At 74.6% G+C, this 22,721-nt stretch carries 23 protein-coding genes, 1 tRNA gene and 2 pseudogenes; 12 read left to right on the forward strand and 14 right to left on the reverse strand.

Going from position 1 to position 22,721, the window contains the following annotated elements:
- Positions 1-343: 343 nt before the first annotated feature.
- Positions 344-427: transfer RNA gene (locus GA0070611_RS19250), tRNA-Tyr, on the reverse strand.
- Positions 428-575: 148 nt separating this feature from the next.
- Here GA0070611_RS19250 and GA0070611_RS19255 point away from each other — a divergent pair.
- The 6 genes and pseudogenes from GA0070611_RS19255 to GA0070611_RS19280 all read left to right on the forward strand — a co-directional run bounded on the left by GA0070611_RS19255 (position 576) and on the right by GA0070611_RS19280 (position 3,437).
- On the forward strand, positions 576-1,070 hold the full coding sequence (locus tag GA0070611_RS19255) for a YajQ family cyclic di-GMP-binding protein (protein ID WP_157740352.1): 495 nt from the start codon (positions 576-578) through the stop codon (positions 1,068-1,070).
- 104 nt (positions 1,071-1,174) lie between these two features.
- Positions 1,175-1,531: a hypothetical protein gene (locus GA0070611_RS19260; protein WP_091666259.1), complete on the forward strand. Its 357-nt coding sequence runs from the start codon at positions 1,175-1,177 to the stop codon at positions 1,529-1,531.
- Positions 1,528-2,070 carry a MerR family transcriptional regulator gene (locus GA0070611_RS19265; protein ID WP_091666262.1) on the forward strand — a complete coding sequence of 181 codons (543 nt, stop codon included), beginning with the start codon at positions 1,528-1,530 and terminating at the stop codon, positions 2,068-2,070. The genes GA0070611_RS19260 and GA0070611_RS19265 overlap by 4 nt, the downstream gene beginning before the upstream one ends.
- 257 nt (positions 2,071-2,327) lie before the next feature.
- A pseudogene (locus GA0070611_RS19270) lies at positions 2,328-2,836 on the forward strand (SigE family RNA polymerase sigma factor).
- Complete coding sequence (locus GA0070611_RS19275) at positions 2,817-3,107, forward strand: hypothetical protein (RefSeq protein ID WP_091666265.1); 291 nt, start codon at positions 2,817-2,819, stop codon at positions 3,105-3,107. Before GA0070611_RS19270 ends, GA0070611_RS19275 begins: the two are co-directional and overlap by 20 nt.
- Positions 3,108-3,155: 48 nt before the next feature.
- The gene (locus GA0070611_RS19280) at positions 3,156-3,437 is read left to right on the forward strand and encodes a permease-like cell division protein FtsX (protein ID WP_091666268.1); all 282 of its coding nucleotides are present in this window, start codon (positions 3,156-3,158) and stop codon (positions 3,435-3,437) included.
- 7 nt (positions 3,438-3,444) lie between these two features.
- On the opposite strand, the gene GA0070611_RS19285 is transcribed toward GA0070611_RS19280, so the two are convergent.
- The 8 genes from GA0070611_RS19285 to GA0070611_RS19320 all read right to left on the reverse strand — a co-directional run bounded on the left by GA0070611_RS19285 (position 3,445) and on the right by GA0070611_RS19320 (position 12,431).
- A complete protein-coding gene (locus GA0070611_RS19285; RefSeq protein WP_091666270.1) occupies positions 3,445-4,704 on the reverse strand; it encodes an MFS transporter in 1,260 nt (419 codons plus the stop codon).
- A 136-nt stretch (positions 4,705-4,840) separates the two neighbouring features.
- Positions 4,841-5,719, reverse strand: a complete 879-nt coding sequence (gene htpX, locus GA0070611_RS19290) for a zinc metalloprotease HtpX (RefSeq protein WP_091666272.1) — start codon at positions 5,717-5,719, stop codon at positions 4,841-4,843.
- A 184-nt stretch (positions 5,720-5,903) separates the two neighbouring features.
- Complete coding sequence (locus GA0070611_RS19295; RefSeq protein ID WP_091666275.1) at positions 5,904-7,370, reverse strand: NADH-quinone oxidoreductase subunit N; 1,467 nt, start codon at positions 7,368-7,370, stop codon at positions 5,904-5,906.
- A 40-nt stretch (positions 7,371-7,410) separates the two neighbouring features.
- Positions 7,411-8,916 carry a complex I subunit 4 family protein gene (locus GA0070611_RS19300; RefSeq protein WP_091666277.1) on the reverse strand — a complete coding sequence of 502 codons (1,506 nt, stop codon included), beginning with the start codon at positions 8,914-8,916 and terminating at the stop codon, positions 7,411-7,413.
- Positions 8,913-10,862, reverse strand: coding sequence for an NADH-quinone oxidoreductase subunit 5 family protein (locus GA0070611_RS19305; RefSeq protein WP_091666279.1), 1,950 nt, complete (start codon positions 10,860-10,862; stop codon positions 8,913-8,915). Before GA0070611_RS19305 ends, GA0070611_RS19300 begins: the two co-directional genes overlap by 4 nt.
- Positions 10,859-11,215: an NADH-quinone oxidoreductase subunit NuoK gene (nuoK, locus tag GA0070611_RS19310; RefSeq protein WP_091666281.1), complete on the reverse strand. Its 357-nt coding sequence runs from the start codon at positions 11,213-11,215 to the stop codon at positions 10,859-10,861. Before nuoK ends, GA0070611_RS19305 begins: the two co-directional genes overlap by 4 nt.
- Positions 11,212-11,835 (reverse strand): NADH-quinone oxidoreductase subunit J family protein, encoded by a 624-nt coding sequence (locus tag GA0070611_RS19315; RefSeq protein WP_231921162.1) that lies wholly within the window; start codon positions 11,833-11,835, stop codon positions 11,212-11,214. The genes nuoK and GA0070611_RS19315 overlap by 4 nt, the downstream gene beginning before the upstream one ends.
- On the reverse strand, positions 11,832-12,431 hold the full coding sequence (locus GA0070611_RS19320; protein ID WP_091666283.1) for a NuoI/complex I 23 kDa subunit family protein: 600 nt from the start codon (positions 12,429-12,431) through the stop codon (positions 11,832-11,834). The genes GA0070611_RS19315 and GA0070611_RS19320 overlap by 4 nt, the downstream gene beginning before the upstream one ends.
- A gap of 103 nt (positions 12,432-12,534) precedes the next feature.
- On the opposite strand from GA0070611_RS19320, the gene GA0070611_RS19325 reads away from it, so the two are divergent.
- On the forward strand, positions 12,535-13,110 hold the full coding sequence (locus tag GA0070611_RS19325) for a Uma2 family endonuclease (protein ID WP_091666285.1): 576 nt from the start codon (positions 12,535-12,537) through the stop codon (positions 13,108-13,110).
- On the opposite strand, the gene GA0070611_RS19330 is transcribed toward GA0070611_RS19325, so the two are convergent.
- Positions 13,091-13,513 (reverse strand): ester cyclase, encoded by a 423-nt coding sequence (locus GA0070611_RS19330; protein WP_091666288.1) that lies wholly within the window; start codon positions 13,511-13,513, stop codon positions 13,091-13,093. The two genes, GA0070611_RS19325 and GA0070611_RS19330, sit on opposite strands and share 20 nt — an antisense overlap.
- Positions 13,514-13,605: 92 nt before the next feature.
- Between GA0070611_RS19330 and GA0070611_RS19335 the strand changes: the two genes are divergently transcribed.
- Complete coding sequence (locus tag GA0070611_RS19335) at positions 13,606-14,652, forward strand: glutathione S-transferase family protein (protein WP_091666290.1); 1,047 nt, start codon at positions 13,606-13,608, stop codon at positions 14,650-14,652.
- 22 nt (positions 14,653-14,674) lie between these two features.
- Here the strand turns inward: GA0070611_RS19335 and nuoH are convergent, their stop codons facing one another.
- Positions 14,675-15,637: an NADH-quinone oxidoreductase subunit NuoH gene (nuoH, locus tag GA0070611_RS19340; RefSeq protein ID WP_091666293.1), complete on the reverse strand. Its 963-nt coding sequence runs from the start codon at positions 15,635-15,637 to the stop codon at positions 14,675-14,677.
- A gap of 305 nt (positions 15,638-15,942) precedes the next feature.
- Positions 15,943-16,539, reverse strand: a pseudogene (locus tag GA0070611_RS31945) (NADH-quinone oxidoreductase subunit C); the annotation flags it as partial.
- Positions 16,540-16,651: 112 nt separating this feature from the next.
- Between GA0070611_RS31945 and GA0070611_RS19350 the strand changes: the two are divergent.
- Positions 16,652-17,698: a glucose 1-dehydrogenase gene (locus GA0070611_RS19350; RefSeq protein WP_197675742.1), complete on the forward strand. Its 1,047-nt coding sequence runs from the start codon at positions 16,652-16,654 to the stop codon at positions 17,696-17,698.
- Positions 17,699-17,730: 32 nt separating this feature from the next.
- Here the strand turns inward: GA0070611_RS19350 and GA0070611_RS19355 are convergent, their stop codons facing one another.
- Together GA0070611_RS19355 and GA0070611_RS19360 are read right to left on the reverse strand one after the other, a co-directional pair.
- The gene (locus GA0070611_RS19355; protein ID WP_091666301.1) at positions 17,731-19,047 is read right to left on the reverse strand and encodes a DUF2252 domain-containing protein; all 1,317 of its coding nucleotides are present in this window, start codon (positions 19,045-19,047) and stop codon (positions 17,731-17,733) included.
- A 35-nt stretch (positions 19,048-19,082) separates the two neighbouring features.
- A complete protein-coding gene (locus GA0070611_RS19360; RefSeq protein ID WP_091666303.1) occupies positions 19,083-19,643 on the reverse strand; it encodes an NADH-quinone oxidoreductase subunit B in 561 nt (186 codons plus the stop codon).
- A gap of 190 nt (positions 19,644-19,833) precedes the next feature.
- Between GA0070611_RS19360 and GA0070611_RS19365 the strand changes: the two genes are divergently transcribed.
- The 3 genes from GA0070611_RS19365 to GA0070611_RS19375 all read left to right on the forward strand — a co-directional run bounded on the left by GA0070611_RS19365 (position 19,834) and on the right by GA0070611_RS19375 (position 22,719).
- Positions 19,834-20,382 carry a SigE family RNA polymerase sigma factor gene (locus GA0070611_RS19365; RefSeq protein WP_091666306.1) on the forward strand — a complete coding sequence of 183 codons (549 nt, stop codon included), beginning with the start codon at positions 19,834-19,836 and terminating at the stop codon, positions 20,380-20,382.
- Complete coding sequence (locus tag GA0070611_RS19370; RefSeq protein WP_091666309.1) at positions 20,375-21,565, forward strand: hypothetical protein; 1,191 nt, start codon at positions 20,375-20,377, stop codon at positions 21,563-21,565. Before GA0070611_RS19365 ends, GA0070611_RS19370 begins: the two co-directional genes overlap by 8 nt.
- Positions 21,566-21,792: 227 nt before the next feature.
- The gene (locus tag GA0070611_RS19375; RefSeq protein ID WP_091666311.1) at positions 21,793-22,719 is read left to right on the forward strand and encodes a hypothetical protein; all 927 of its coding nucleotides are present in this window, start codon (positions 21,793-21,795) and stop codon (positions 22,717-22,719) included.
- Positions 22,720-22,721 lie beyond the last annotated feature (2 nt).

A 22,721-nucleotide genomic window follows, 5' to 3' on the forward strand; every position in this document is an offset into this window, starting at 1 on the left:
ACTCCACCATCGTCGATGTCTGAGCAAGTACCTCGGGCGGTCCTATCCCGGCAACTCCCCCAGCCGCCCCCGGAATCGGCCGACTCCGACCACCCGCACCCCGGCACGGTCGACGCGGACCCCTTCCGGGAAGCCGAACGGCGGGCGGGTGGGACGACCCGGCACAAGCTGACCGGCCACCTCACCGGGGGCCGCCGCGAAGCGGCCGCAACCGCCGGGACCGACCGCTTGCCTGCCGACCGCTCGCGCATCCGGCCGGCCCGGCAGGACGAAGCGGAACCGCCGGGGAAACGACAACGGCCCCCGATCAGCATCTCTGCTGATCAGGGGCCGTTGTCGCACCTGGTGGCGGGTAGAGGATTCGAACCTCTGTAGCTTTCGCGACGGATTTACAGTCCGCTCCCATTGGCCGCTCGGGCAACCCGCCAGGGCGTACCACCGCGTCGGAACGCGGCAGCGGAAGCAAGGATAGCGGTTGCCCCCCGGGCCGCCGCAAGCGGGTACCGTCAGGGGGTCCCACCACTGGTCAGTGGGGGACGGATCAGCACAGACCGCCGGACAGCAGGAGCATGAGCATGGCAGCGAACCCGTCGTTCGACATCGTGAGCAAGGTCGACCGGCAGGAGGTCGACAACGCCGTCCGCCAGACGGAGAAGGAGCTCGCGACGCGGTTCGACTTCCGGGGCACCGGCGCGGAGATCTCCTGGTCCGGCGAGGAGGCGATCAGCCTGCAGGCGGAGACCGAGGAGCGGGTCCGGGCCGCGCTGGACGTCTTCAAGGAGAAGCTGGTCAAGCGGAACATCTCGCTGAAGTCGCTGGACGCGGGCGACCCGCGCCAGTCGGGCAAGACCTTCAAGGTCGACGCCAAGGTGATCCAGGGCATCGACTCGGACAAGGCCAAGGCGATCAGCAAGAAGATCCGCGACGAGGGCCCGAAGGGCGTCCAGGCGCAGATCCAGGGCGACCAACTGCGGGTCACCGGCAAGAAGAAGGACGACCTCCAGGCCGTCATCGCCCTGCTCAAGGGCGAGGACTTCGGGCTCGCCCTCCAGTTCACCAACTACCGCTGACGACGGCGCCGGCCGTCGGCGTCCGGGCTGGTCCCGGCAGCGGCGGCCGGACCGTCCCGATCGGGGTTGCATCCGGTACCCGGGTACGGGCCTACCGTCGAGCCATGACCGCTCGACCTGCTCCGACGGATGGTTCCTGGGTGCCGGACGCGTGCACCCTGCCGACGGCCGACCGGCCGCTCCGGCTCGCCGAGTTCGACCGGCTCTTCCGGGACGCGGTCCAGGGGGCCGACCGGCTGTCGGCGACCAACCTGCGGCTACGGCTCGACGGCGGCGAGCAGCTGGCGGCGACCATCCGCGACCTGATCGCGCGGGAGTCGTCCTGCTGCTCGTTCTTCGCCTTCGACCTCCGGCGGTCGACCCCGGGCCCGCTCACCCTCGACGTGCGGGTTCCGCCGGCCCACGTCGACGTGCTCGACGCCCTCGCGCAGCGGGCGACGTCGGTGCGGGGCCCGCGGTGACCGGACCGGAGCTGCGCAGTGGCCAACTGGCCGAGGCGGCCGGGGTGAACCCGCAGACCCTGCGCTACTACGAGCGTCGGGGACTGCTCGCCACGCCACGGCGTTCCCCCGGCGGGCACCGGCTCTACCCGCCGGACGCGGTCACCCTGCTGCGGGTGATCAAGACCGCGCAGCGCCTCGGCTTCACCCTCGACGAGGTCGCCGAGCTCCTCGACGCCGGCCGCCACCGGCCCGGCCGACCCGGCACCGGACCGACGGGGGCGAAAGGCGGGGCGCCGGACTGCGCGCAGGCTCACCACGAGGGCGGCCCGGCCGTACGCGGCCGGCGGGACGCCGGCCTGCGGGTGCGGGCCGAGTGGAAACTCGTCGAGGTGGAGCTGAGGATGGCCGACCTGGCCGTCATCCGGGACACGCTGCGGGCCGCCGTCACGGCGGGCTGCGACGACCTGCTCGCCTGCGCCGACAGCTCCTGCTGCCCGCTGCCGTTCGCCGGCCCCACGGTGCGGCACGACCGCTCCGGGGACCCCGCCGACCGCTGACAGCACCCGCGTCTGCCGGCCCGCTCGGCACGGGCGACGGTGCGGCGACCCGGTCGGCGCTCAGCGCGTGAAGATCAGGAGCAGGATCACCGTCAGGATCGCGCTGACCAGGATCGAGCCGAGACAGCCGATCCGATTCGAGAAGAAGAGGAACATTTTCCTCAGTACCCGCCCGAACGAGATTGATCCGCCGGGTAACCCGGCGAGCGCCTGCGGGGTGTCCGGTGGTGGAGAGAGCGGACACGAGGAGGGTCGGCATGGACGGCCCCGGGGACTTCGACGCGTTCTACACGGCGACCGCCCGCCGGACCGTGCACCACCTGTACGCGCTCTGCGGCGACCTCGGGGAGGCGCAGGACGTGACGCAGGAGGCGTACGCCCGCGCGTGGCAGCGCTGGTCGACCGTCGGGGCGTACCAGGATCCGGAGGGTTGGGTGCGGACGGTGGCCTGGCGGTTGTCGGCCAACCGGTGGCGCAGCCTGCGGCGCCGGCTGGCGGCGCGGTCCCGGCTGGGCCGGGAGACGCCGGTACCGGGGCCGAACCCGGACCGGGTGGCGCTGCTGGCGGCGCTGCGGCGGCTGCCCGAGGCGCAGCGCCGGGTCGTCGTCCTGCACCACCTGCATGACCTGCCGGTCGCGGAGATCAGCCGCAGCACCGGGATGCCGGTCGGGACGGTGAAGGTCTATCTCTCCCGGGGCGGGCGGCGCTCGCCGCCCTGCTCGGTGACGAGGAGAAGGAGGGGGCCGATGTCGGCACGCATCCGTGAGGCGCTGGTGGAACTGGGCGAGGACGTGGTCGGGCTGCGGCTGGCCCCGCCGGAGGAGGTCCGGGCGCGGGGACGGGCCCGGAGCCGGCGGCGGGCCGTCGTGCTCGGCGGCGCGACCGCCGTCGTCGTGGCCGCAAGCGCGGCGGCGCTGCCGGGGCTGGTCGGCCCGCCGGGTACGGCGGGACGGGGTGGCCCGGTCGGCAGCGTGGCGGGCGGGACGGCGGGCCACGGCGGCCCGACCGGCACCGCGCCGGCCGGCGCATCGGCATGAGCCTCGGCGTCCGCCACCCGGGCCGCCACAAACCGGCCGACCGTCCGGGTGTTCCTCTTCCCGGACGTGACCGCCGGGCAGCGCCGGGAGCTGACCGCCCGGCTCAAGGAGATCCGGACGGTCGACCACGTCGACCAGGTCTCCCGGGCCGAGCAGTGGCGGCGCTTCGCCGCGGTCTACTGCGACGCACCGGACGTGGTGGCGGCGACCCGGCCGGAGGACCTGCCGGTGATCGCCGAAGTGATCATGGCCCCGGGGGCCGATCCGGTCCCCGTCGTGGACGCGGTCCGGCACCTCGGCGGGGTGGACGAGGTGACGGTGCTCGACTGAGCGACTGTCAGGCGACGACGGAGTGCTCGGCGCGTACCGCCCGGGCCTCGGCGCGGCTGATCGGGCCACCGGGGAGCGCGGCCACACCGGCCCCGACCGCGACCGCCGCGCCGGCGAAGAGGAAGGCCCACGGCACGCCGCCCGCGTGGTCGACTATCAGGCCGGCCACCGCGCCGCCGGCGGCGCTCGCCGCCACCGACATGGTGACCACCCAGGTGTACGCCTCGTTCAGCATGCCGGTCGGGGCGATCCGCCCGACCAGGGTGTTCTCCAGGGTCAGCGCGGGGGCGATGGTGGCCCCGCCGAGCACCAGGGCCACCCCGAGCGCCACCGGGCCGGGCATCGCGGCGAAGACCGCGAAGCTGGCCGCCACCGCGCCGAGCAGCCAGGCGAACTGGCGGGTCATGTTGGCGGCCGGCTTGCGTACCCCGAACCAGAAACCACCGGCGGCGCTGCCGATGCCCCAGACCGCGAGCAGCAGGCCGGCGAGGCTCTCCGGGTCGCCGTCGGTGGCGTTCCCGGCGAAGGCGGGGACGGTCACGCCGGCGGCGCCGAACGCGATGCCGATGCTGGCGACGCAGAGCAGCAGGGCCGGGAAGCCGCCGACCCGCAGCGGGCCGAGCCCCTTGGCGTGGTGCTCCCGGGGGTGCGGCCGCCAGCCGCGCATCACCCGGCCGAGCGCGACCGCGGTGGTGCCGGCCAGGGTGACCACGGCGGCTCCGACCAGCGCCGCGGCGGCGTCGGCGACCAGCACGAAGGCGGCGACCAGCAGCGGGCCGAGCACGAAGACGACCTCGAAGAGGGAGGTCTCGGCGGCGAGCGCGGTGTTGCGCAGGTGGGTGCGGCCGGAGGCGGGGGTGGTGAGGTCGTTCCAGGCGCCCCGGATGGCCGCGGTGAGCGGCGGGTAGGTCGCGCCGGCGACCCCGGCGGCCAGGTAGATCAGGGCCAGGTTGCCGGCGTCGGACCGGCTCGCGGCGAGCAGCCCGACGAGGGCGAGCGGGTGGGCGACCGCGGTGGCCAGCAGCACCGGGGTGGGGCCGACCCGGTCGGCGATCCGGCCGGCGACCGGGCTCAGCGCGGCCCCGGCGAGGGCGTAGATGCCGCCCGCCACGGCGGCGAGGGAGTACCGGCCGGTGACCTCCTCGACGACCAGCAGCAGCGCCAGCGGCGTCATGCCGATGCCGAGCCGGCCGATGACGCCGAGGATCAGCAGCAGCGGGGCGCCGGGGATCCGCCAGACGCCCAGGTACTGGCGCAGTGCGGCCACGGCCGACCTCCAGAGGTGTAACGGGTGGGAAACGTTTCGACCCTAACCCCGGGGTGTTTCCGGGGGAAACGGTTTGTGCCCGGACACACCACCGCGCCCGGTCCGGGACGGACGCGGGCGCGGCGGCGGGGAAGGGTCAGCGCTGGAACTGCACCGGCCCACTGTTGCGGGCCAACTGCTCCAGCCGGGCCACCCGCTGCTCCATCGGCGGGTGGGTGGCGAACATGGCGGCCAGGCCACCACCCCGCTTGAACGGGTTGTCGATCATCAGGTGGGCGGTGCTGGTGAGCTGCCCCTGCGGCGGCAGCGGGCGCAGCTGCGTACCCGTGTGGATCTTGCGGAGGGCGCTGGCGAGCGCGAGCGGGTCCCCGCTCAGCTCGGCGCCCGACTGGTCGGCCTGGAACTCCCGGCTGCGGCTGATCGCCAACTGGATCAGGGTGGCCGCGATCGGGCCGAGGATCAGGGTGAGCAGCAGCACCAGCGGGTTCGGGGCGTCCTCGTCGTCCGAGGAGCCCAACGGGATGAACCAGGCGATGTTGGCCAGCATGGTGATGATGCCCGCCAGACCGGCCGCCACGCTGGAGATCAGGATGTCCCGGTTGTAGACGTGGGACAGCTCGTGCCCGATCACGCCGCGCAGCTCGCGGTAGTCGAGGATCTCGACGATGCCCTGGGTGACGCAGACCGCCGCGTTCTCCGGGTTGCGGCCGGTGGCGAACGCGTTGGGCTGCGCCGTCGGGCTCACGTAGAGCCGTGGCATCGGCTTGCCCGCCTGGGTGGAGAGCTCGCGCACCATCCGGTACAGCTCGGGGAACTGCGCCTCGCTGACCGGTTGCGCCCGCATCGAGCGCAGCGCGAGCTTGTCGGAGAAGAAGTAGGTGACGCCGTTCATCAGCAACGAGACGACGACGGCGACGACGAGGCCGCCGCTCCCGCCGAACCAGTAGCCGACCGCGAGGATCAGCGAGGTCAGCAGGCCCAGCAGCGCTGCGGTCTTCAGACGGTTGTGATGCACGATGGCTCCTTCGGTGCGCGGACCGCGCCGGGCCCGCTGACCGGTTCAACAACTCCGGTACCCGTCAACCATCCGTTGCATGGCTGAAAGTTGGCTGGGGATTCCTGTGCGCCCGCTGTGCCGGTCGGGCAGCGGGGCACGAACCGGTCGGAACCGCCGGCTCAGCGGGCGGCCCGCCAGCGGGTCAGCGGGCGGCCACGTCCAGCACCAGCTGCGGGGCGAACCCGAGCAGCACGGCCAGCGCGGTGGCCACCCCGAGCGCGACCACCACCGACCGGGCCGGACGGGCCGGGGCCGGGCCGGACGGCGCGTAGAGGGTGGCGGCCAGCCGCAGGTAGTAGGCGAGGCCGACGACCGCGTTCAGCGCCACCACCAGGGCCAGCCAGCCGGCGTGCCCGGCCACCAGCGCGCGGACCACGGTCACCTTCGCGAAGAGGCCGGCCAGGCCGGGCGGCAGCCCGGCCAGCCCGATCAGGGCCAGCGCGAAGGCCGCCCCCACCCACGGGTGCCGGCGGGCCGCGCCGCGCAGGTCGTCCAGGGTGCCCCCGTCGCCGTCCGCCGGCCGCAACGCCACCACCGCCGCGAAGGCGGCCAACTCCAGCAGCACGAAGAAGACGGCGTACGCGACGGCTGCCGCGTACGCGCCGGCCCGGGCGTCGACGCCGCGCCCACCGGCCAGCGCCAGCGCGCCCAGCGGGGCGAGGATGTAGCCGGCCTGGGCCACCGAGGACCAGGCGAGCAGCCGGACCGTCCGCCGCTGGCGCAGCGCCACCAGGTTGCCGACGGTCATGGTGAGCACCGCCAGCAGCGCCAGCACCGGGCCGGTGGTGGTGGCCGGCAGCGCCCGCTGCACCACCGCGAGCAGGGCCACCACGCCCCCCAGCTTCGAGGCCGTCGACAGGTACGCGGCCACCGGCAGCGGCGCACCGTCGTAGGTGGCCGGCGCCCAGGCGTGGAACGGCACGGCGGCCACCTTGAAGGCCAGTCCCGCCACCACCAGCGCCACCGCGACCGTGGTCAGCGGCAGGTCGAGCCGGTCGTCCGCGCCGGCGGCGAAGGTCGCGCCCAGCGCGTCCAGGTGCAGCCGGCCGGTCACCGCGTAGAGCAGGGCCGCGCCGAGCAGGGTCACCGTGGTGGCCACCACGCTGACCACGAAGAAGGTCACCGCCGCCTCGGCGCCGGCCCGGCTGGCCCGGCGCAGCCCGACCAGCACGTACAGCGGCAGGGTGAGCGTCTCCACCGCCACGATCAGCGTGATCAGGTCACCGGCCGCGCCGAGCACCACGCCCCCGGTCAGGGCGCAGGCGAGCAGGAAGCAGTACTCCCCCACCGGGGTCCGGCCGGTGCGCAGCAGCGGCCCGGAGATCGCCAGCACGCCCAGGGTGAGCAGGGCGAAGACCACCGCCACCAGGGCCGCCCGGCCGCCGTACACCCAGGAGCAGTCGGGGCCGACGCAGAAGCTGCGCCGCTCGCCGCCCGCCCCGGCCAGGGTCGCGCCCAGCGCGGTGGCCGCCGAACCGACCGCGGCCACCGCCACCGTCACGCCGGCACGGGCCACCAGCAGGTCGGCCAGCAGCACCAGCACCGCGGTGCCCGCCGCCAGGTACGCCGGCAGCAGCGCCACATGGTCCACGCTCTGCACCAGGCTCATGCCGGCACCCCGACCCGGCGTCGACGACAGGCTCGCTCGCTCACTTGGTGACCACTCCCAGCAGGGCCTCGACCGGGCCGGCGGCGTACGACAGGACCAGCGCCGGGGCCAGCCCGACCACCAGCGCCAGCAGCACCAGCGGCGCCCACGCGGTCAGCTCCGCCCCGGCCAGCCCCGGGGTGAGCGGGGCGACCGCCGGCGCGGGCCGCCCGTGGGTGACCCGGCGCAGCAGCCGCAGCAGGTACGCGGCGGTCAGCGCCCCGCCCAGCGCGGCCAGCACGGCCAACGTGGTCCACAGCCCGCCCCCGCGCCGGACGGCGGCCACCACCGCGAACGCCTCGCCCCAGAAGCCGGCCAGCCCGGGCAGCCCGAGCGAGGCGACCGCCGCGAAGCCGAGCAGGCCGGCCAGCCGGGGCGCGGTCTCCCGCAGCCCGCCCAGCTCGGCCAGCGAGCCGGTGCGGGTGCGGTCCTTGACCGCCCCGGCCAGGAAGAAGAGCAGCCCGGTGATGACCCCGTGCGCCACGTTGCCGATCAGCGCGGCCCGGAGCCCGGTGGCGGTGAGGGTGGCGACCCCGAGCAGCACGAAACCCATGTGCCCGACGCTGGAGTACGCGATCAGCCGCTTCAGCTCGTCCTGCGCCAGGCAGACCAGCGAGCCGACCAGGATCGCGGCGACGGCCAGCACCCCGAGCACCGGGGCGGCCCAACGGGCCCCCTCGGGAGCCACCCCGACCGCCACCCGGATCAGCCCGTACGTGCCCATCTTGAGCAGCACCCCGGCGAGGATCACGCTGCCGACGGTGGGCGCCTGGGTGTGCGCGTCGGGCAGCCAGGAGTGCAGCGGCCAGAGCGGGCTCTTCACCGCGAAGGCGAGCGCCAGCAGGGTGAACGCGGCGAGCTGGGTGCCCCGGGACAGCCCGGCCCCACCGGTCAGCGTGACCAGGTCGGCGGTGCCGGCCGCGGTGACCACCACGAAGACGCCGACCAGCAGCAGCACCGAGCCGAGGAGCGTGTAGAGGGCGAACTTGCGGGCCGCCCGCCGCCGGTCGTCGCCGCCCCAGCCGGCGATGACCGCGTACATGGGCAGCAGGACGACCTCGAAGAAGAGGAAGAAGAGGACCAGGTCGAGGGCGAGGAAGGTGCCCAGGATGCCCACCTCGACCACCAGCAGCAGCGCCACCAGCGCCCGGCCGCTGCCGCCCGCCGGCACCCGCCAGAGCGAGTATCCGCAGCAGAGCAGGGTGAGCAGGGCGGTCAGCACCACCAGCGGCCAGGAGATGCCGTCCACGCCCAGGTGGAAACGCAGCTCCAAGCCGGGCACCCACGGCAGGTCGAGTTCGTGCCAGGGCAGCACGGCCGGGGCCGGACCGTAGCGGACCCAGCCGTGGTCGCCGCCGACCAGCGGCAGCGTGGCGAGCAGGGTCGCCCCGGCGGCGACCGTGCCGACCACCCGGCCGGCCCGGCCGCCCGGTACCAGGGCCGCCGCGACCGCGCCCAGTGCCGGCAGCGCGAGGACCGCGACCAGGAGGAACTGTCCGAAGGTCATCCCGCCGCTCCGATCAGCGCCACGGCCAGTCCGATCAGCAGCGCGCCGGCCAGCACGCCGGCCGCCGCCCGGGGCAGCGCCGCCCGGTGCAGTGCGGCCAGTCCGCCGCCGAGCCCCACCGCCGCCCGGCCGCTCCCCTCGACCAGCCCGTCCACCCCCCGCTCGTCGCCGGCCCGCGCGGCCCGGGCGAGCGCGGTGGTCGGGCGTACGACCAGGGCGTGCTGGACGTCGTCGAGCCGGAACGCACGGGCGAGGACCGGCCGCAGCGGACCCAGGAAGCGGGCCGGGTCGGCGACCGGGTCGCGCCGCCAGCCGGCCCAGGCGAGGCCCGCGCCGACCAGCAGCAGCACCAGCGGGAGCAGCACCCCGGGCCCGAGGTGCACCAGGTCGGGGGCGACCCGGGACTCCGCGGGCGCGCCCGCCGACAGCAGGGTCACGTCGGAGGGCACACCCAACCGGTCGACGAAGGCCTGCCGGAACCCGGCCAGGCCGAGCAGCGCGGCGGGCACCGCGAGCAGCAGGACCGGCCAGCGCAGCAGCGCCGGCGGGTCGTGCGGCCGGGCCAGCGGGATGCGGGTCTCGCCGAGGAAGGTGCGCAGCAGCAGCCGGGTCGCGTACCAGGCGGTCACCGCGACGCCGAGCAGGCCGGCCAGCCAGACCAGCCAGCCGACCCAGGCCGGGGCGGGCCCGGCGCCGTCCAGCGCGGCGGCCTCGGCGGCGGCGAGCACGCCGTCCTTGCTCCAGAAGCCCGACAGCGGCGGCACCCCGGCCAGCGCGCCGAGGCCGATGACCATGCACCAGAAGGTCACCGGCATGGCCGCGCGCAGCCCGCCCATCCGGGACATCAGCGTGGTGCCGACCGCGTGGATCACCGCGCCGGCCGCGAGGAAGAGCAGCGCCTTGAACGCGGCGTGGGTGAGCAGGTGGAAGAGCGCGGCGGAGGGCGCGCCCACCGCGAGCGCCCCGGTCATGTACCCGATCTGGGAGACCGTCGACCAGGCCAGCACCCGCTTGAGGTCGTCCTGGGCGGTGGCGGCGAACGCGCCCAGCAGCAGGGTGACGGCGGCCAGCACCCCGAGCACGGCGAGCGCGGCGGGGGCCCGGACGAAGAGCGGGAAGAGCCGGGTCACCGCGTAGACGCCGGCGGCGACCATGGTGGCCGCGTGGATCAGCGCCGAGATCGGGGTGGGGCCGGCCATCGCGTCCGGCAGCCAGGTGTGCAGCGGGAACTGGGCGCTCTTGCCGGCGACCCCGGCGAGCAGCAGCAGGCAGGCGGCGGTCAGCGTGCCGGTGGAGTAGTCGTGCGCGAGCACGTCCGCGATCCGGAAACTGCCGGCCGAGACGCCGAGCAGCGCGATGCCGAGCAGGAAACCCACGTCACCCACCCGGGTGACCAGGAACGCCTTCGTCGCGGCGGCCGGCGCCTCGGGCAGCCGCCGGTCATGGGCGATGAGCAGGTACGAGCAGATGCCCATCACCTCCCAGCCGACCAGCAGCAGGATCAGGTCACCGGCGACCACCACGGTCAGCATCGCGGCGGTGAAGAGGCTGATCTGCGCCGCGTACGGCGGGTAGCGGTGGTCCACCTCGACGTCGTCGTGCGGGCCGCGACGCAGATAGCCGATCGAGTAGACCTGCACGGCCAGGGCCACCGCGGCCACCGCCGTGCCGACCAGCACCGCCGGGCCGTCCAGCCGGTAGCCGAGGGTCACCGTCAGCCCGCCGAAGTCGACCCAGGTGGTGCCGCCCTCGACCGGGCCGTCCACCCGGACCAGCAGCGCCACCGCCACCGCCAGCGCGACCGCCGCGCCCGCCACGCCGAGCCCGATCGCCGCCCGCCGGGCCCGCTCCTCCCCGGCGCCGCGCGGCGCCGGCGGCAGCAGCAACCCGAGCAGACCGGCGAGCAGGGGTACGCCCGGCAGCGCCACCGCCAGCAGTCCGGTCACTTCTCCCCCTCCGGCCCGTCGTCGCCCCGGGTGGGGACCCGCACACCGGGCTCGGTCAGCGGCACGTCGTCCACGTCGACGCCGGCCCGCAACCGGTAGAGCTGGAGCACGATGGCCAGCCCCACCCCGATCTCGGCGGCCGCCAGCACGATCACGAAGAGCGCGAAGACCTGGCCGGAGTGCGGCAGCTGGGCCCGCACCGTGGTGTCGGCGGTGACCAGGATCAGGTTGACCGCGTTGAGCATCAGCTCCACCGCCATCAGCACCAGGACGGCGTTGCGCCGGCGCAGCACGCCGTAGGCGCCGAGGCCGAAGAGCAGCGCGGCGGTGACGTACGGGACGACCGGTCTCACCCGCGCCCACCCTCGTCACGGGACGGCACGGTGGCCGGCGTCGCCGCGGTGGGTGCCGCCGGGCCCGGCCGCGGGGCGACCGGGCGGCCGGGGGTGGCCGGCGCGCCGTCCGGCGTCGCGCCGGGACGGCCGATGTCGGGGCGGGACAGCACGATCGCGCCGACCAGGGCGGCGAGCAGCAGCACCGAGAGCACCTCGAACGGCAGCACCCAGGAGCGGAAGACCTGCTCGCCCAGCCGCTCCGCGGTGCCGGCGGCCGGCAGCTCCACCCGGGACCAGCGGAACGCGTCGACCAGCAGCACCGCCAGCCCCAGGCCGCTGCCGCCACCGACCAGCACGGCCGGCCAGCCGGGCCGGTCCAGGTCGTCGGAGGCCCCGATCGGGGCCCGGGTCAGCATCACCGCGAAGAGCAGCAGCACCACCACCGCGCCCACGTAGATGAGCACCTGCACCCAGGCCACCAGCTCGGCGGTGAGCACCAGGTAGTCGCCGGCCAGCGCGCCGAGGCAGACCACCAGCCAGAGCCCCGCCCGGACCAGGTGCCGGGTGCCCACCACCAGCGCCCCCGCCCCCACCGCGACCGCGCCGAGGGCGAGCAGCAGCACGTCCGCACCCGTCATGACGGGCTGCCCCCCTGCTCCGCGCCGGGCTCGGGGCGTACCCGGGTCGCCGGGCCGGCGGGGGTCGGCCGCGCGGCCGGGGCCGCGGCCTTGCGGGCGGCGGTGGTCTCCTCCTTGGAGGGGTCGCCGTGCGGGTCGTGCGCGGGCGGCGGCGGCACGGTGGCCATCCACTCGCCCAGGTGGTCCTTGTCGTGCAGCAGGTCCTTGATGTCGTACTCGGCGTACTCGAACTCCGGCGACCAGTAGAGCGCGTCGAAGGGGCAGACCTCGACGCAGATGCCGCAGTACATGCAGAGCGAGAAGTCGATGTCGAACTTGTCGAGCACGTTGCGCTGGCGGGGGCGGGCGGCGCCGGGCACCGCCACCTCCTCCTTGTGCGAGTCGATGTAGATGCACCAGTCCGGGCACTCCCGGGCGCAGAGCATGCAGACCGTGCAGTTCTCCGCCAGCAGCGCGATCACGCCCCGGGAGCGGGGCGGCAGCTCGGGGGCGACGTCCGGGTACTGCTGGGTGGTCGAGCGCTTGGTCATCGTCTTCAACGTGACCGCCAGCCCCTTCACCAACCCCTCGCCGGGCACGCCGCTGCGCTCGCTCATGCCGCCCATCCTGCCCTGTGCCCCCGGCGCGCGCGACCACCACCCGGCGGTTGCGCCGGTATCGTGGTCCTGGGGAGAACGACGCACCGGAAAGGACCCGTCGATGACCGCCGCGCTGCACGACGAGTTCCCGCCGCCGGGCGAGTGGACGACCGACGACCTGGACCGCCTGCCCGACGACGGCCGTCGCCGCCCCGAGCTCCTGGACGGAAACCTGCTCATGTCGCCCTCCCCCACGCGACTCCACCAGTCCATCGCCGGCCGCCTGATGGCGGCCCTGGAGGAAACCTGCCCCGCCGACCTCGACGTCACCCAGGGCGTCGAGGTACGCATCTCCCGCCGCCGCTCCTTCATCCCCGACCTGCTGGTCGCCGAGTTGGACGCGTCCGTACGGAACCCGTCGCAGTACCGGGCGAACGAGGTGCTGCTGGTCGTGGAGATCGTCTCCGAGGGCTCGCGGAGCATCGACCGGGTGCTCAAGCCCGCCCTGTACGCGGAGGCGGACATCCCCTACTTCTGGCGGATCGAGACCGAGGCGGGCATCGTCGTGCACGCGCACAAGCTCGACCCGGTCAAGCAGGTCTACGTCGAGCAGGCCCGGATGACCGACGGCATCCTGCTGCCCGAGCCGTGGGAGATGGACATCCCGCTGGCCCGGATCACGCCCCGGAGCCGGTGAGCGGCGGCAGCATCTCGACGCCGAGCTGCTGGAGCACCTGGAACAGCTCGTTCACGCTCCACACGTCGACGATCCGGCCGGCCGCATCGAAGCGCAGGAACGACGCCCCCGAATAGCTGACGACCCGGTTGGTGGGCGGCACCGGACCGAACTGACCGGCCTGGGTGCCGGCGGCCCGCCAGTGCACGGCCACCCGGTCGCCGGCCGCCACCAGCTCGACGATCTTGTAGCGGAGGTCAGGGAAGGCCGCCCGCCGGTCCCGGTGCCAGGCCAGCGCCGCCTCCGGTCCGGTCCCGCCCAGGCCCGGGCAGTCCGCCGCGACCAGCTCGTACGCGCTCTCCTCCCGGCCGGCGTTCCAGACGTCGGCGATGAAGCGTCGGGCCGCCGCCTCCACATCGATCACCGCGGCAGCCTAGCGACGGACGTGGGCGCTCGGCCTGCCGGGAGCCGCCGGAGCGACCATGATGGGACCGGGACGACACCTCGGGAGGCGCAGTGGGCGGCAACGGCGACGAGATCCTGGCGCGTACCGGCGGCAAGTACGTCGAGCCGGGCGGCGAGTTCACCCGGGACCAGCGCTACATCGCCACCCGGATCACCGCCGACGGGCGGGACGGCTGGCCGGTCGAGCCGGGCCGCTACCGCCTGGCGGTCAGCCGGGCCTGCCCCTGGGCGAACCGGCTGATCATCGTCCGCCGGCTGCTCGGGCTGGAGGACGCCATCTCGATGGCGGTGGCCGGCCCGACCCACGACAAGCGGAGCTGGACCTTCGACCTCGACCCGGACGGCCGGGACCCGGTGCTCGGCATCGAGCGGCTGGCCGAGGCCTACTTCACGCGGTTCCCCGGGTACGAGCGCGGCATCACCGTGCCGGCGCTGGTGGACGTGCCGACCGGGCAGGTGGTCACCAACGACTACGCGCAGATGAGCCTGGACCTGTCGACGGAGTGGACCGCGTACCACCGCGCGGGCGCGCCGGAGCTGTACCCGGAGCGGCTGCGCGCCGAGATCGACGAGGTCAACGCGGTGGTCTTCGCCGACGTGAACAACGGGGTCTACCGGTGCGGCTTCGCCGGCAGCCAGGAGGCGTACGAGAAGGCGTACCGCCGGCTCTTCGACCGGCTGGACCGGTTGACCGAGCGGCTGTCCGGGCAGCGCTACCTGGTGGGCGACACGATCACCGAGGCGGACGTCCGGCTCTTCACCACGCTGGTCCGGTTCGACCCGGTCTACCACGGCCACTTCAAGTGCAACCGGCAGAAGCTGAGCGAGATGCCGGTGCTCTGGGCGTACGCCCGGGACCTGTTCCAGACCCCCGGCTTCGGCGACACCATCGACTTCGACCACATCAAGCGGCACTACTACGAGGTCCACCGGGACATCAACCCGACCGGCGTGGTGCCGCTCGGCCCCGACCTGTCGAACTGGCTCACCCCGCACGGCCGCGAGGAACTCGGCGGCCGCCCCTTCGGCGACGGCACCCCGCCCGCGCCTCCCGCCCCGGCCGAGCGCGTCGACCCCGCCCACACGCCCCTGCGCTGACCGCGCCGCCGGCCGGCGGGCCTCAGAGGGCCAGGCGGACGGCGACCGTCAGGACGAGCTGGGCCAGGGCCAGCGGGACCAGCACCAGCCAGCAGAGGCGCTGGAGCTGGTCCTCGCGCAGCCTCGGGTAGGCGACCCGGAGCCAGATGATGACGAAGGCGACCGCGAAGACCTTGAGCAGGGTCCACAGCCAGCCGAGCTGGGCGTCGGCGAACGGGCCGTGCCAGCCGCCCAGGAAGAGCACGGTGGTCAGCGCGGCGATCACCACGATGCCGACGTACTCGGCGAGCAGGAAGAACGCGAACCGCAGGCCGGTGTACTCGGTCATGTAGCCGAAGACCAGCTCGGAGTCGGCCACCGGCATGTCGAACGGCGGTCGCCGGATCTCGGCCAGCCCGGCGACGAAGAAGACCACCATCGCCGGGGCCTGCCAGATCAGCCACCAGGGCCGCCACGCCTCGACGATGCCGGAGAGGCTGAGCGTCCCGGCCGCCATCGCGACCGACGCCGCCGCCAGCACCAGCGGCAGCTCGTAGCCGAGCAGTTGGGCGGCGCCGCGCAGGCCGCCGAGCAGGCTGTACTTGTTGGCCGAGGCCCAGGCCGACATCAGCACCGCCAGCACCCCGATGCCGACCACGGCCAGCACGAAGAACAGGCCGATGTCCAGCGGCTGCCCGACCAGGTCACCCGGCCCGAGCGGGATCACCAGCAGGGCCAGCAGGTATGGCACCAGGGCCACGGCCGGCGCCAGCCGGAACACCGGCCGGTCCGCGTCGCGCGGGGTGACGTCCTCCTTCTGCACGAACTTGATCCCGTCGGCGACGAGCTGCGCCCAGCCGTGGAAACCGCCCGCGTACATCGGGCCGAGCCGGCCCTGCATGTGGGCCATCACCTTGTGCTCGGTCTGCCCGACGACCAGCGGCAGGGTGAGGAACGCGACCAGCACGCCCGCCACCCGCAGGATCAGCTCCACCCAGTCCGGCATCAGGCTTCCCCCTCCTCGGCCGCGCCGCCCGGGGCGGGCTCCTGCCGGGGCGGCCCGGTGGGACGCTCACCGGGCAGCGGCCGGGCGGCCCCTCCGCCGGCGGCAGCCGGGCGCGCCGGACCTCCACCACCGGCCGATCCTGGCGGCCCTTCACCGCCGGTCGGCGCTGTCGGGCCGCCGTCCTGAGCCGGCCCCGCCGGGCGGGCACCCGCCGCCGGACGGGCCGGGCGGGTGCCGGGAGCCGGGCGGGCCGGACGTTCCCGGGCCGGGCGGGCGGGCGTACCCCCGCGCGGGCCCTCGCCGACGCCCGCCGCGCCGGCCGGCGTCGGGGTGGTGCCCCACTCCCCGGGCGCCGGCACGCCGGGCGGGCGCATCGGCCGGCGACCGCCGCCGGCCTCCGACTCGCCGGGCTCCTTCGCGCCGGGCCAGGGCTTGGCGACCCGGGAGGCGAGCACGAACTCCTTGCGCAGCGGGTGCCCCTCGAACTCCGGCGGCAGCAGCAGCGGGCGCAGCTCGCCGTGCCCGTCGAAGCCGATGCCGAACATCTCGTGCGTCTCCCGCTCGTGCCAGGCCGCGCCGGGGAAGACGTCGACCACCGAGCCGAGCACCGGGGTCTCCCGGGGCACCCGGCTGCGCAGCAGCAGCCCGTGCCGGTGCCGGGTGGACCAGAGGTGCACCACCACGTCGAAGCCCTCGGCCAGCTCGTCGACCGCCGACAGCCAGTCGAAGAAGTCGAGGCTCAGGTCGGCGTCGTCGCGTACCGCGCGCACCGCGTCCCGCCAGCTCGACGGGGGTACGTCGACCGTGGCCCGGGCGTACCCCTGACCGCCGGAGACCGACGCGGCGACCTCGACGGGCGCGAGCAGCTCGACCGCCCGCCGGCCGACCTCTTCCGGAGTCATGCCGCTGATCCTAGGGCGGCCGGCCGCCACCCGTGACGGGCCGCCCGCGCACCCGGGCCGGATCCGCCGCTTTCCCGGGCGGGTCGCGGTCCGCCGGGGAAAGATGAGGACCGTGCGTGCGGTGACTGTGACCCCAGGGGTGCCGGACTCGTTGCGGCTGACCGACGAGTGGCCGGAGCCCGCCACCGAGGAGGGCGCGATCCTGGTCCAGTCGCTCGCGGTGGGGATCTGCGGCACCGACCACGAGATCATCGCCGGCGCGTACGGCGAGGCGCCTCCCGGCCAGGAACGGCTGGTGCTCGGGCACGAGGCACTGGGCCGGGTGCTGGAGGACCCGACCGGCACGTTGCAGGCCGGCGACCTGGTGGCCGGGATCGTCCGACACCCCGACCCGCTGCCCTGCCCGAACTGCGCGGTCGGCGAGTGGGACATGTGCCGCAACGGTCAGTACACCGAGCACGGCATCAAGGCGCTGCCCGGCTTCGCCCGGGACCGCTGGCGGGTGCAGCCGAAGTTCGCGGTCGGGCTGGATCCGGTGCTCGCCCCGGTCGGGATGCTGCTGGAGCCGGCCAGCGTGGTGGCGAAGGCGTGGGACCACATCGACCGGATCGGCGCCCGGGCCGAGTGGCAGCCGCAGAGCGTGCTGGTCACCGGGGCCGGGCCGATCGGGCTGCTGGCCGCCCTGCTGGCCACCCAGCGCGGGCTCTCCGTGCACGTGCTGGACCGCAACACCACCGGACCGAAGCCGGACCTGGTCCGCTCGCTCGGCGCGACGTACCACACCTCGCCGGTGGGCGAGCTGGACTTCGAGCCGGACGTGGTGGTCGAGTGCACCGGCGCGCCCGCCGTGGTGCTCGACGCGATGTGCAAGGTCGGGCCGACCGGGGTCGTCTGCCTGACCGGGGTGTCCAGCGGCGGGCGCACCATCGACTTCGACGCGGGCGCGCTCAACCGGGCCCTGGTGCTGGAGAACAACGTGGTGTTCGGCTCGGTGAACGCGAACCGGCGGCACTGGGACCTGGCCGCCGCCGCGCTGGCCCGGGCCGACCAGTCCTGGCTCAACTCGCTGATCACCCGCCGGGTGCCGGTCGACCGGTACGCCGAGGCGTACGCGACCGGCGGCGAGGACATCAAGGTGGTGCTCGACTTCGCGGGGTGAGGGGCGGGCGGACCCGCCCCTCACCCGTGAACTCAGATGCCGGGCAGCCGGCCGTTGCGGAACAGGTCCACGAAGAGCTGGTGGTCCTCCCGGGCCCGCAGCCCGTACCGGTTGGCGAAGTCGACCAGGTAGTCGACGAAGCCGTCCGGGTCGCCGTCGACCTGCGCGACGATCGACTCCTCCGTGGAGTAGTCGACGAGGTCGTGGCTGGACTCGTCGTCGGCGACCGAGTGCATCCGGGCCACCGCCCGGCCCAGGTCGGCGAGGATGCCGCCGAGTTCCTCCGGCTCGTTCACGTCGGCCCAGTCCAGGTCGGCCGCGTACGGGGAGACCTCGGCGACGAGCTGGCCCGCCCCGTCCAGCTCGGTGAAGCCCAGCCACGGGTCGGCGTGCGCCTGCAACGCCCGCTGCGACTCGGCCGTGCGGTGCCCCTGGTGCCGGAAGTACGACCGGACCCGCTCGTCGTCGATGTGCCGGGCCACCGCCGGCACCTGGGCCTGCTTCATGTAGATGACGACGTCGTTCTCCAGCGCCTGGGTGTGCCCCTCCAGGAGCAGGTTGTACGACGGCAGCCCGGCCGAGCCGATGCCCACGCCCTTGCGCAGCACCACGTCCTTGATCTGCGCCTCGACCGGGCGCAGCCGGGCGGTGGCCTCCGGCAGCGTGCCCAGGTAGTCCTGGAACGCGGCGCAGACCTTCGCCCGGGTCTCGTCGTCGATCTCGAAGACGCCGTCGCCGAGGGAGAACCGGCGCTCGTAGTTGTCGATGGTGGTCTGGGTGGAGAGCAGGTCGACCCGGGTGTTGAGCCGGGCCTCCTGGAGCACCCGGCGCAGCACGCCGTCGGCGTTCTCCAGGGTGATCGAGCCGATCGCGTCGTCCCCACCGGCGGCGATGGCGCGCAGCTCGGTCAGGTACGCCGTGGCGAAGCCGGCCACCAGCTCGCCGATCACCCTGTCGGAGAGCGCCTTGGCGTAGCCGATCAGGGCCACGCTGGCGGCGAAGCGCTTCAGGTCCCAGCTGAACGGCCCGACGTACGCCTCGTCGAAGTCGTTGACGTTGAACACGAGCTGCCCGGAGGCGTTCATGTAGGTGCCGAAGTTCTCCGCGTGCAGGTCGCCGTGGATCCACACCCGGCTGGTCTGCTCGTCGAGGAACCGGTCGCTGGCGAAGTCGCCGCGCTGGTCGGCGTAGAAGAGCGCGGCGCTGCCCCGGTAGAAGGCGAACGGGGAGGCGGCCATCTTGCGGAACTTGCGGCGGAAGGCCGCCGGGTCGAGCGCCATCGACTCGCCGAACTCCTTGGTCAGCACGTCGACGATGAAGGCGGAGCGCTGGTCCGCGGACTGGGTCATGGTCCGCAGGCTAGCCCTCGGCCGCCACCCGCGGCTCAGCCGGCCGGGGGACGTACCGGTGCCGCGGTGAGGGATTCCACCGGGCGGGGCGCGGCGTCCACCGGCGGGGCGAGCCGGTCCGGCCGGCTGACCCCGCCGAGGCCGGCCTCCTCGGCGGCGATCTTCTCCTGGAGTCGCAGGATGCCGTGCAGCAGCGCCTCCGGGCGGGGCGGGCAGCCCGGCACGTAGACGTCGACCGGGATGAGCTGGTCAACGCCCTTGGTCACCGAGTACGAGTCCCAGTACGGGCCGCCGCAGTTGGAGCAGGCGCCGAAGGAGATCACGTACTTCGGCTCGGGCATCTGGTCGTAGAGCCGCTTGATCGCCGGGGCCATCTTGTCGGTGACCGTGCCGGAGACCACCATCAGGTCGGCCTGCCGGGGCCCGTGCGCGAACGGGATCACGCCGAGGCGCATGAAGTCGTGCCGGCCCATGCTGGTGGCGATGAACTCGATGGCGCAGCAGGCCAGGCCGAAGTTGAACACCCAGAGGGAGTAGCGCCGGCCCCAGTTCAGCACGAACCGGATCGGCTCGCCGAGCACTCCGGGCAGTTGCACGACCGTTCCCCCTCCCACACCTGCGACCAGTCAACCACAGCGTCCGGGGCGGGCGGTCGGGGCGGCGGGCCGGGGGCGGACTGTCCGCAACCGGATAGCCGGCGGCCGACGGCCCCGCAACCATTCCGGCCGCTCGCCTGTCTAGCGGGCGGGAGGCGGACGAGCCGCCGGACCCGCACGGGGAGGACGAGTGAGCGTGACCAGAGAGATCCGGATCGGCGGTCCCCCGCCGGACCCCGCACCGGAGAGCCCGGCACTCAGCTTCGACGGGTTCTACCACGCCCACTTCCGGGCGTTGGTGGTCCAGTTGGCCGCGTACACCGGTGACCGGTCGCAGGCCCAGGACCTGGTCCAGGACGCCTTCTGCCAGGCCTTCGCCCGGTGGGAACGGGTGGCCGGCTACGACGATCCGCTGGCCTGGGTACGGCGGGTCGCCTGGAACCTCGCGCACAACCGCTGGCGACGGCTGCGCACCGCGCAGGCCTACCTGCGCCGGCAGCGGGAGACGCACGTGGCGGGGCCGAACCCGGACCGGGTGGCGGTCGACACCGCCATGGCGAAGCTGCCGCCGCGCCAGCGCCGGGCGGTGATCCTCTACTACCTCGCCGACCTGTCGGTCGCCGAGATCGCGGACCAGGAACGCGTCGCCGAGGGCACCGTCAAGTCCTGGCTGCACCGCGGCCGGGCCGCGCTGGCCGCCCAACTGCGCGAGAGCACCGGGGAGGTGCGCGATGTCTGAGCAGGAGAACCACGCCCTCCTCGCCGAGCAGCTCGGCCGGTACCGGGCGACGGCGATCGCCGAGGTGGAGGTGCCGGGCCCGGCGGCGGTCCGTCGCACGGTACGCCGGAACCACCGTCGGACGCTGGCCGCCGCCGTCGTGTCCGCCGTCGCACTGCTGACCGGCCCCGCCGTCGGGTACGCGGCGTTCGACCGCGATCCCGCGCCCCGGCCGGTGGAGCCCACGCTCTCCCCGACGCCCGGCCCGTCGCTCTCCCCGACCCCCACGAGCAGCCCGACCGTCGCCGGGCACGCCCCGCCGGCACCGGACGGCCGGATCAGCCGGAAGCAGTTGCTCGCCGCCCGGGTGGACCTACCGGCCTGGCGGAGCGGGAACGGGTGTGCGTCGACCGACGTCCGGCTGGTGGCGGAGCGGGGGAACAACACCGTCACGCTGTACACGCTCGCCTACGGCGACGTGGACGGTGACGGCGCGACCGAGACCGTCGCCCTCGTCCAGTGCGTCGATCGCGGCTTCGGCTCCCAGCAGGTGGTCGCCTTCGACCGGAACACCGCGGGTGCCATCGTCACACTCGGCCGGGTGGTCCGCACGGCCCGGGAGACGCCGCAGTGGCTGATCGACCTGGACGTTCGCGCCGACGGCGTGGTCCGGGTGCGGGTCGGTGACATCGCGCCCGGCGGTGGGTGGCCCGGCGACTGGTCGCAGCGGCAGTGGCGCGGCTACCGGTGGGACGGCGAGCAGTTCCGGCAGGCGGAGGGGCCGACGACCTTCGGGCCGAACCCCTACTCCACCGACCTGGCGGTGACGGCGTCCGACCTGGTGCTGCGGCCCGACGCCGACGGCTCCCAGGTGGGCACGATCGAGGTACGGCTGCGCAACCTGGGCGACCGGGTGGCCGACAACGTCGACCTCTCACTCGACCTGCCGCCCTCCCTGGTGGCCGACGGGGGCGGGTGGGCCGGGTGCCGGCCGGACATGCCCCGGCTCCGCCCCCCGTCGTGCCTGTGGGGATCCCTCGGCCCGCACGCCGAGGTGACCCTGCGCCTCGGGGTACGGCTCCCGCCGAACGTCGACCTGACACCGGGCCGGGCGCTCGTGAAGGGCACGGCGCTCGGTCCGGACCTGAACAACCTGCTCGACCCGGATTTCGGCAACAACGAGGACACCATCGGTTACCGGTGAGCGCCCTCGGGTCCGCTCGGCAGGCGTCCCGTCCCGTTCCGGGGCGGGACGCCTGCCGGGTGCGGCAGCCGACCGCCGGGCGCGGCGGGTGGCCGGCGCGACTGTCCGGCACCCGACGATCGCCGGCCCTCGATCCACCGCAACCGCCCCGGAGGGCCAGGAGTGTCTTGCCTGAACACCGCCGGCGGGAACCGCCGGCGGCCCACGGGGATCGGGAGGACCACCGGATGAACACCACCATCACCCGCCGGCTGCTGGCCGGCGCGCTGGGCGCGGGGCTGGCGCTGCTCGGGGCGGCCGCGCCGGCCGCCGCCGCGCCAGGCGACAGCTCGGTCTCCGTCGGCCGGCTCGTGCTGGACCCGACCGACCGGGGGTACGCGGGCAGCCTGCCGGTGACCGTCACCTACCGGGGTGCCCAGGCCGGTTACCTCGACCTGGCCATCACCGAACCGGTGCCCGGGGCGTTCGTCGCCACCACCCCGTCCGACCCGTGCTTCTTCAGCGCTCCGAAGCCGGTGCGCACGATCTACTGCTCCGTGCCGGGCGGGGCGCTGCAACCGGGTGAGCGACGCCGGTTCAGCGTCGACTTCCGGGTGCTCACCACCACCCGGCCGTACGCGATGGCCACCCCCGGCGGCCGGGTCGCGGTGACGACCGGGGACGCGAACCCGGCGAACGACACGGCCGACGTGACCGCGTTGTTCCGCTCCACCACCGGTTCGCTGGACGACCCCCGGCCGTACGTGCGGGACACCCGGACCCACGCGTCGGTGGCGGCGGCCGGGCCGGTCGTGCTCGCCCGGCAGGAGGACGGGACCTGGTCCGGGCGGCTGCCGGTGACCGTACGGGTCGACGGGGACGCGGCCCACGACGCGTACTGGCTCACCCCGACGCTGCCGGCCGGGGTCGAGGTCGTCGGCACCGAGCCGGCCGCCATGTGCGGGGCCGACTGCGAGGTGCCGGGCGGCCAGTTCATGCCGGGTGAGGAGCGGACCGTGACGCTGCTGCTCCGAGCGTCCGCCGACGTGGCCCCCGGCGACCTCGGGCCCGGATCGGTGCGGCTGTTCGCCGTCTTCGGCTGGGGCGACGAGCTGGCCGACGTCGACCCGACCGACAACACCGCCACCTTCTACGTCACCGCCGCCGCCGGCTGACG

Origin of the sequence: Micromonospora auratinigra (genome assembly GCF_900089595.1) — a bacterium.
Taxonomy (GTDB): Bacteria; Actinomycetota; Actinomycetes; order Mycobacteriales; family Micromonosporaceae; genus Micromonospora; species Micromonospora auratinigra.

Bases quoted from the DNA above. Each gene is read 5' to 3' on its own strand.
- GA0070611_RS19255 (WP_157740352.1), top strand. From the start codon at position 576: ATGGCAGCGAACCCGTCGTTCGACATCGTGAGCAAGGTCGACCGGCAG.
- GA0070611_RS19260 (WP_091666259.1), top strand. From the start codon at position 1,175: ATGACCGCTCGACCTGCTCCGACGGATGGTTCCTGGGTGCCGGACGCG.
- GA0070611_RS19275 (WP_091666265.1), top strand. From the start codon at position 2,817: ATGTCGGCACGCATCCGTGAGGCGCTGGTGGAACTGGGCGAGGACGTG.
- GA0070611_RS19295 (WP_091666275.1), bottom strand. From the start codon at position 7,370: ATGAGCCTGGTGCAGAGCGTGGACCATGTGGCGCTGCTGCCGGCGTAC.
- GA0070611_RS19300 (WP_091666277.1), bottom strand. From the start codon at position 8,916: ATGACCTTCGGACAGTTCCTCCTGGTCGCGGTCCTCGCGCTGCCGGCA.
- GA0070611_RS19315 (WP_231921162.1), bottom strand. From the start codon at position 11,835: ATGACGGGTGCGGACGTGCTGCTGCTCGCCCTCGGCGCGGTCGCGGTG.
- GA0070611_RS19320 (WP_091666283.1), bottom strand. From the start codon at position 12,431: ATGAGCGAGCGCAGCGGCGTGCCCGGCGAGGGGTTGGTGAAGGGGCTG.
- GA0070611_RS19325 (WP_091666285.1), top strand. From the start codon at position 12,535: ATGACCGCCGCGCTGCACGACGAGTTCCCGCCGCCGGGCGAGTGGACG.
- nuoH (WP_091666293.1), bottom strand. From the start codon at position 15,637: ATGCCGGACTGGGTGGAGCTGATCCTGCGGGTGGCGGGCGTGCTGGTC.
- GA0070611_RS19355 (WP_091666301.1), bottom strand. From the start codon at position 19,047: ATGACCCAGTCCGCGGACCAGCGCTCCGCCTTCATCGTCGACGTGCTG.
- GA0070611_RS19370 (WP_091666309.1), top strand. From the start codon at position 20,375: ATGTCTGAGCAGGAGAACCACGCCCTCCTCGCCGAGCAGCTCGGCCGG.
- GA0070611_RS19375 (WP_091666311.1), top strand. From the start codon at position 21,793: ATGAACACCACCATCACCCGCCGGCTGCTGGCCGGCGCGCTGGGCGCG.